This window comes from Candidatus Streptomyces philanthi, assembly GCF_059553635.1.
The window spans coordinates 1-7,027 of sequence record NZ_JCANQV010000284.1 but is presented as its reverse complement, the minus strand read 5'-3'; the positions used below and the strand labels follow the sequence as shown (position 1 = coordinate 7,027).

Below are 7,027 nucleotides of genomic sequence, written 5' to 3'. Positions count from 1 at the left end.
TTGCGGCCCGTACGGTAGTCCCGCAGCCGCCAGCCCTGCTCCCTGGCGTGCTTGCGCAGCCGGTTGTCGGGGTTGATCGCGTACGGGTGCCCGACCAGCGAGAGCATCGGGATGTCGTTCGCGGAGTCGCTGTAGGCGGCGCAGCGCGACAGGTCCAGGCCCTCGGCGGGGGGGAGCGCGCGCACCGCCTCCGCCTTCGCCGGGCCGTGCAGCGGCTCGCCGACCAGCTTGCCCGTGTAGACCCCGCCGACGGACTCGGCGACGGTGCCCAGCGCGCCGGTCAGCCCGAGCCGCCGGGCGATGATCGTCGCGGTCTCCACGGGCGCGGCCGTGACCAGCCAGACCTTCTGTCCGGCGTCGAGGTGGGCCTGGGCGAGGGCGCGGGTGCCCGGCCAGACGCGCTCGGCCATGTACTCGTCGTAGATCTCCTCGCCGATGGACATCAGCTCGGAGACGCGGTGGCCCTGGACGATGGACAGGGCGCTGTTGCGGACGTCGGTCATGTGGTCCGGGTTCTCCGAACCGGCGAGCCGGAAGTAGATCTGCTGCCAGGCGAAGCGGGCCAGCTCGCGCTTGTGGAAGAACTGCCGCTTGTACAGGCCGCGGCCGAAGTGGAAGAGGGAGGCGCCCTGCATCACGGTGTTGTCGAGGTCGAAGAAGGCGGCGGCGGTGGTGTCCCCGGCGACGGGGAACTCCGGCTCCTTGCCCTTCTCCTCGGCGGGCGGCGTCTCCTGCGACGTCTTGCGGGCGGCCTCGGCCGCGGCCTCGCCGGCCAGCACGCTGCGCGCGGTGGCGGGTCGTCGGTGGCGGCCGAACCAGCCCGTGGGGAAGAGCGTCCCGAGGGGGGTCCTCTCGGGGCGGGGTGCGGACGACGGGCGGGCCATACGGCTAGCGTAGCCAGTTTGTTCGGTGCTTCCGGTTACGGCCTTGTGTCGGACGGGGCCGGGCCGGTTCACCGGGCGGTTACAGGCTGTCCGGCGGAGTGGGAGCGGAAGGGGCGCGCGCTCTCGCTCGTACGCCCCGGCGCGTGCGCCACCGGGCGGCACCCGCCGGACGCGCGCAACCGGCGTGGTCACGCCCCTAGAGCCGCCCGCAGCCGCTTGGGGTCCACCCGCCAGAAATCGTGCTGGGCGCCGTCGACGAGAACGACCGGAATCTGCTCCCAGTACTTGCGGTACAGCTCGGCGTCCTCGGTGATGTCCTTCTTCTCCCAGGAGGCGCCGGTCTCCGCGCAGACCGTCTCGATCACGGCCTGGGCGTCGTCGCACAGATGGCAGCCGGGCTTGCCGATCAGGGTGACCGTCCGGTCAGCGGGGCTCTTGCGGGGGGTGCGGCTGAACGCGCCGAAGGAGGGGGCCATACCGCCCATTGTGCCCGGCCCTCCGACGGCTCTCCGGGGCCCCTCGCAGCGGTGCCCGGACCCCTGTCGTCGACTACGATCGATGGGCGATTTGTAGGTTTCCGGGGGATATGGCGGTGAGGAGTGAGGGCGCGTGCTCCCCTGGGGCCCGCAAGGCGTGGGTAAACGGTGTGACCTGGGAGTTGGTTCCAGGAAGAGGCGGAAAGCGTGCGTGACACCGATCACTTTGACCGGGCAAAACGGACACCATCTTTGTGCACGCGTTCACAAAGACATAGCCTGCAAAGGACAGGGCGGTCGGGTCGCATACGGCCGCCCGCAGCCCCGCTCTACCCGCAGGAGCACCGTGGCAACTGGCCGAAATCACCGACCGGCGACCCGAAGCCGAGGCATTCCCGAGGCCACGGTCGCCCGGCTCCCGCTGTATCTGCGCGCACTGACCGCGCTCTCCGAGCGCTCGGTCCCCACGGTCTCCTCCGAGGAACTCGCCGCAGCGGCCGGGGTCAACTCCGCCAAGCTGCGGAAGGACTTCTCCTACCTCGGTTCCTACGGGACCAGGGGCGTCGGCTACGACGTGGAGTATCTCGTCTACCAGATCTCCCGGGAACTGGGGCTCACCCAGGATTGGCCGGTTGTCATCGTCGGCATCGGTAACCTCGGCGCCGCGCTCGCCAACTACGGCGGCTTCGCCTCCCGCGGCTTCCGCGTCGCCGCGCTGATCGACGCCGACCCCGCCATGGCCGGCCGCCCCGTCGCCGGCATCGCCGTCCAGCACACCGACGAGCTGGAGGACATCATCCGCGGCAACGGCGTCTCGATCGGCGTCATCGCCACGCCGGCCGGCGCCGCCCAGCAGGTCTGCGACCGCCTCGTCGCCGCCGGCGTCACCTCGATCCTCAACTTCGCGCCCACCGTCCTGTCCGTCCCCGACGGCGTCGACGTGCGCAAGGTCGATCTCTCCATAGAACTGCAGATCCTCGCCTTCCACGAGCAGCGCAAGGCCGGCGAGGAACTGGTGTCGGAGGGCCTCCCGGCCGCCGAGGTGGCCCGCGCCGCGGTCGCCGCCGCCGACACCGACCGCAAGGGACCCGACGGGGACGTGCCCGCCGTGATGCCGGCATGAGCCTTCTCGTCGTGGGACTGAGCCACCGCACCGCCCCGGTGAGCGTGCTGGAGCGGGCCGCCCTCGTGCCCGAGGAACGCGGCCGGCTGCTCCAGGCCACCGTCTCGGCCGAGCCCGCCACCGAGGCCACGGTGCTCTCCACCTGCAACCGCATCGAGCTGTACGCCGACGTCGACAAGTTCCACGCCGGCGTCGCCGAGCTGTCCACCCTCCTCGCCCGCCACGGCGGCGCCGACCTGGACGAGCTGACCCCTTACCTCTACGTCCACTACGAGGACCGCGCCGTCCACCACCTCTTCTCGGTGGCCTGCGGCCTGGACTCGATGGTCGTCGGCGAGGGCCAGATCCTCGGGCAGATCAAGGACGCGCTCGCCGTCGCCCAGCGCCACCACACCGCCGGGCGGCTGCTCAACGACCTCTTCCAGCAGGCGCTGCGGGTCGGCAAGCGCGCCCACAGCGAGACCGGCATCGACAAGGCCGGCCAGTCGCTCGTCACCTTCGGCCTGGAACAGCTGGCCGGCGGTCCGGACGTCGGCACCTGGGCCAAGGGCAAGCGCGCCCTGGTCATCGGCGCCGGATCGATGTCGTCGCTGGCCGCGACCACCCTCGCGCGCGCCGGTGTCGCCGAACTGGCGGTCGCCAACCGCACGGTCGAGCGGGCCGAGCGGCTGACCACCACCCTCGCGGAGCAGTTCGGCACGGGCCTCGCCGAACCGGGCGGCCACGCGCCCTCCGCCGGCCTGCGTGCCCGCGCCGTCACCATGTCCGCCGTCGCCGGGGAACTGGCCGCCGCCGACATCGTCGTCTCCTGTACCGGCGCGACCGGTCTGGTGCTCGACGCCGGGACGGTCGCCGCCGCCCGCGCCGGGCGCGACGCGGACCTGGCGCTGCTCGACCTCGCGATGCCGCGGGACGTCGACGCCGCCGTCCACCGCCTCGACGGCGCCCGCCTCGTCGACATCGAGACCCTCGCCGACGCCTCCGCCGACGCCCCCATGGCCGCCGACGTCGACTCCGTGCGCGGCATCGTCTCCGACGAGGTCGCCGCGTTCGGCGCCGCGCAGCGCGCCGCGCACATCACCCCGACCGTGGTCGCCCTGCGGACCATGGCCGCCGATGTCGTCGCCGGCGAGATCGCGCGGCTCGACGGCCGGCTCCCCGATCTGGACGACAAGCAGCGCGCGGAGATCACCCAGACCGTCCGCCGGGTCGTCGACAAGCTCCTGCACGCGCCCACCGTGCGGGTCAAGCAGCTCGCCAGTGAGCCCGGTGGCGCCGGGTACGCGGACGCGCTGCGGGAACTCTTCGACCTCGACCCCCAGACGGTCGCCGCCGTCAGCCGGGCCGACGTACGGTCCGCCGACGTCCCGGCCGGGGCACGGGGCGGCCGGAACGATGCAGCACGGGAGCGGGCATGACCGACAGCACCACCGGAGCACTGCGGCTGGGCACCCGCCGCAGCAAGCTCGCCATGGCCCAGTCCGGGCACGTCGCCGAGGCGGTGCGCCGGGTCACCGGTCGCCCCGTCGAACTGGTGGAGATCACCACGTACGGCGACACCTCCCGTGAGCACCTGGCACAGATCGGCGGCACGGGCGTCTTCGTCTCGGCGCTGCGTGACGCGCTGCTGGACGGCGCGATCGACTTCGCCGTCCACTCCCTCAAGGACCTGCCGACCACCCAGCCCGACGATCTCACCCTCGCCGCCGTCCCGGTGCGCGAGGACCCGCGCGACGCGCTGATCGCCCGCGACGGCCTGACCTTCGCGCAGCTGCCCGACGGCGCCCGCGTGGGCACCGGCTCGCCGCGGCGCATGGCCCAGCTCAACGCCTGGGCGCGGGCGCTGGGCCGCCGGGTGGAGACCGTCCCGATCCGGGGCAACATCGACACCCGTCTCGCCTTCGTCGAGAACGGCGAGCTGGACGGCGTCGTCCTGGCCGCCGCCGGACTCAACCGGCTCGGCCGGCTCGGCGAGGCGACGGAGCTGCTGTCGCCCGACCTGGTTTTGCCCGCCCCCGGCCAGGGGGCACTGGCCGTCGAGTGTGCCGCGGCCAACGCGGACCTCGCCGCCCGGCTCGCCGAGCTCGACGACCCGGGCACCCGGGCCGCCGTGACCGCCGAGCGTTCCCTGCTCGCCGCCCTGGAGGCCGGCTGTTCCGCGCCCGTGGGCGCGTTGGCCGACGTGCGGGTCGATGAGCAGGCTGTCACCGAACTGCGCCTGCGCGGTGTCGTCGGGACTCCCGACGGCAGTGCGCTGGTGCAGCTGTCCACCACCGGGCACGTACCCGCGTCTCCCGGCGATCTCGCGACCCCCCTGCGCATGGGCCGTGAACTCGCCGCCGAGATGCTCGCCAAGGGTGCGGCCGGTCTTATGGGGGAGCGAGCACTTTGAACCCCACCGCCCCGAACCACTCCGCCACCGGCCAGGTCACCTTCCTCGGTGCCGGGCCGGGAGACCCCGGTCTGCTGACGTTGCGTGCCGTCGAGGCGCTGGCCCAGGCGGACGTGCTGATCGCCGACCCGCAGGTGCTGGACGTCGTCCGTGCGCACGCCCGCGCACAGGTGGACACACCGTTGCAGGCCACGGCTGACGAGGCGTCAATCCCCGCCGACGTCCCCCCGCTTCGGGACACCGCCAATCTTGTCATGGGGGCCGCGCGCTCCGGCAAGCGGGTGGTCCGCGCGGTCACCGGTGACCCCGGCCTCGACGGCAATGTCGCCGAGGAGATGCTGGCGTGCGCCGCCGAGGGCATCGTCTTCGAGGTCGTGCCGGGTATCGCCGCGGCCGTCGGCGTCCCCGCGTACGCCGGTGTGCCGCTGCGGGACGCGGAGGGCACCGACGTCCGGTTCGTCGACGCCCGCTGCGCCGACGACCGCTGCTGGGCCGAACTGGGCGGCAGCGACGCGACGGCGGTGGTCTCCACCACCCTCGACTCGGTGGCCGCGGCCGCCGGCGAGCTGGTGGCCGCCGGCCGCAAGCCCGACACCCCGATGACCGTCACCGTCGCCGGCACCACCACCCGCCAGCGCACCTGGACGGCGACCCTCGGGTCGGTCGCCCAGGTCCTCAAGGCCGCCAAGGTGCTGCCGTCGCCCGACGGGGGCCAGCCGGTCATAGCCGTGGTCGGCGAGCGCAGCGCGGCCGCGCAGCGCGACCAGCTGTCCTGGTTCGAGTCCAAGCCGCTGTTCGGCTGGAAGGTGCTCGTCCCGCGGACGAAGGAGCAGGCCGCGTCGCTCTCCGACCAGCTCGTCTCGTACGGCGCGGTGCCGCACGAGGTCCCGACGATCGCCGTCGAGCCGCCGCGCACCCCGCAGCAGATGGAGCGGGCCGTCAAGGGCCTGGTCACCGGCCGCTACGAGTGGATCGCCTTCACCTCGGTCAACGCCGTCAAGGCGGTCCGGGAGAAGTTCGAGGAGTACGGACTCGACGCCCGCGCGTTCGCCGGCATCAAGGTCGCCGCGGTCGGCGAGCAGACCGCCAAGGCCCTGATCGCCTTCGGCGTGAAGCCCGACCTCGTCCCGTCCGGCGAGCAGTCCGCCGCCGGCCTCCTGGAGGACTGGCCGCCCTACGACCCGGTCTTCGACCCGATCGACCGCGTCTTCCTGCCGCGCGCCGACATCGCCACCGAGACGCTGGTGGCGGGCCTGATCGAACTGGGCTGGGAGGTCGACGACGTCACCGCCTACCGGACCGTCCGCGCCTCGCCGCCCCCGGCCGAGACCCGCGAGGCGATCAAGGGCGGCGGCTTCGACGCGGTCCTCTTCACGTCCTCGTCGACGGTGCGCAACCTCGTCGGCATCGCCGGCAAGCCGCACAACGTCACCGTGATCGCCTGCATCGGCCCGGCCACCGCCAAGACCGCCGAGGAACACGGCCTGCGGGTGGACGTCCTGTCCCCCGAACCGTCGGTCCACAAGCTGGCCGAGGCCCTCGCCGACTTCGGCGCCGCCCGCCGCGACGCCGCCGTCGAGGCGGGGGACCCGGTGACGCGGCCGAGCGAGCGGCGACCGGGGTCGCGGCGGCGGGCGCGCAGCTGAGATGCGGTAACCGCGTACGCTCCCCGCATCCGGGTCGCCGGGTGCGGGGAGTAGTGCGTCCGGCCCGCGTCCGTGAGTGTGCCCGCCCTGCTCAGGACGGGCCCAGCGCCCGCCGGGCCGCGTTGATCACGGCGTGGGCCTCGGCGCCGTACACGGCCGAAGTACGCAGGGTCTTCCAGGTGCGCAGATGCGTCGCGACGCAGTCGGCGTCGTCGATCCACAGCTCGGCGTGCCAGTTCTCGACGATGACCCGGCGTTCGTCATGGACCCAGAAGCCGACGGCCGGCGGGATTCTCAACGGTGCCGTCAGCGGGACGATCCCCAGCTCGACCGCGGGAAGACCAATGGCCCCGGTGAGGCGGTCGAGCTGTGCGGCCAGAACCGAGGGCGGGCAGATCAGGGCGCGCAGCGCGGCCTCCCACAGAAGGACGTGGAACCGTTTCGCCGGGTCGTACAGCGCTTCCTGCCGCTTCATCCGGGATGCCACGGCCTCCTCGATGTCGCGG

General features: G+C 73.1%; 7 protein-coding genes. 4 read left to right on the top strand and 3 right to left on the bottom strand.

From position 1 onward, the window contains the following. Both AC51EU_RS24625 and AC51EU_RS24620 read right to left on the bottom strand, forming a co-directional pair. On the bottom strand, nt 1–779 hold a 779-nt coding region (locus tag AC51EU_RS24625), incomplete at its 3' end, for an HAD family hydrolase (RefSeq protein WP_496269249.1). A gap of 293 nt (nt 780–1,072) precedes the next feature. After that, entirely contained in the window at nt 1,073–1,360 is a 288-nt protein-coding gene (locus AC51EU_RS24620; RefSeq protein ID WP_496269248.1) for a glutaredoxin family protein, read from the bottom strand. A gap of 346 nt (nt 1,361–1,706) precedes the next feature. Between AC51EU_RS24620 and AC51EU_RS24615 the strand changes: the two genes are divergently transcribed. Genes AC51EU_RS24615 through AC51EU_RS24600 form a run of 4 tightly spaced genes read left to right on the top strand, consistent with a single transcriptional unit; the run spans nt 1,707 to nt 6,521 of the window. Further along, nucleotides 1,707–2,483: a redox-sensing transcriptional repressor Rex gene (locus AC51EU_RS24615; protein WP_496269247.1), complete on the top strand. Its 777-nt coding sequence runs from the start codon at nt 1,707–1,709 to the stop codon at nt 2,481–2,483. After that, the gene (locus AC51EU_RS24610) at nt 2,480–3,901 is read left to right on the top strand and encodes a glutamyl-tRNA reductase (protein ID WP_496269246.1); all 1,422 of its coding nucleotides are present in this window, start codon (nt 2,480–2,482) and stop codon (nt 3,899–3,901) included. Before AC51EU_RS24615 ends, AC51EU_RS24610 begins: the two co-directional genes overlap by 4 nt. Then, nucleotides 3,898–4,875, top strand: a complete 978-nt coding sequence (hemC, locus tag AC51EU_RS24605; protein ID WP_496269245.1) for a hydroxymethylbilane synthase — start codon at nt 3,898–3,900, stop codon at nt 4,873–4,875. Before AC51EU_RS24610 ends, hemC begins: the two co-directional genes overlap by 4 nt. Continuing rightward, entirely contained in the window at nt 4,872–6,521 is a 1,650-nt protein-coding gene (locus AC51EU_RS24600) for a bifunctional uroporphyrinogen-III C-methyltransferase/uroporphyrinogen-III synthase (protein WP_496269244.1), read from the top strand. Before hemC ends, AC51EU_RS24600 begins: the two co-directional genes overlap by 4 nt. Nucleotides 6,522–6,612: 91 nt before the next feature. On the opposite strand, the gene AC51EU_RS24595 is transcribed toward AC51EU_RS24600, so the two are convergent. After that, nucleotides 6,613–7,027: DUF5753 domain-containing protein (locus tag AC51EU_RS24595; protein ID WP_496269243.1), on the bottom strand; the 415-nt coding region annotated here is incomplete at its 5' end.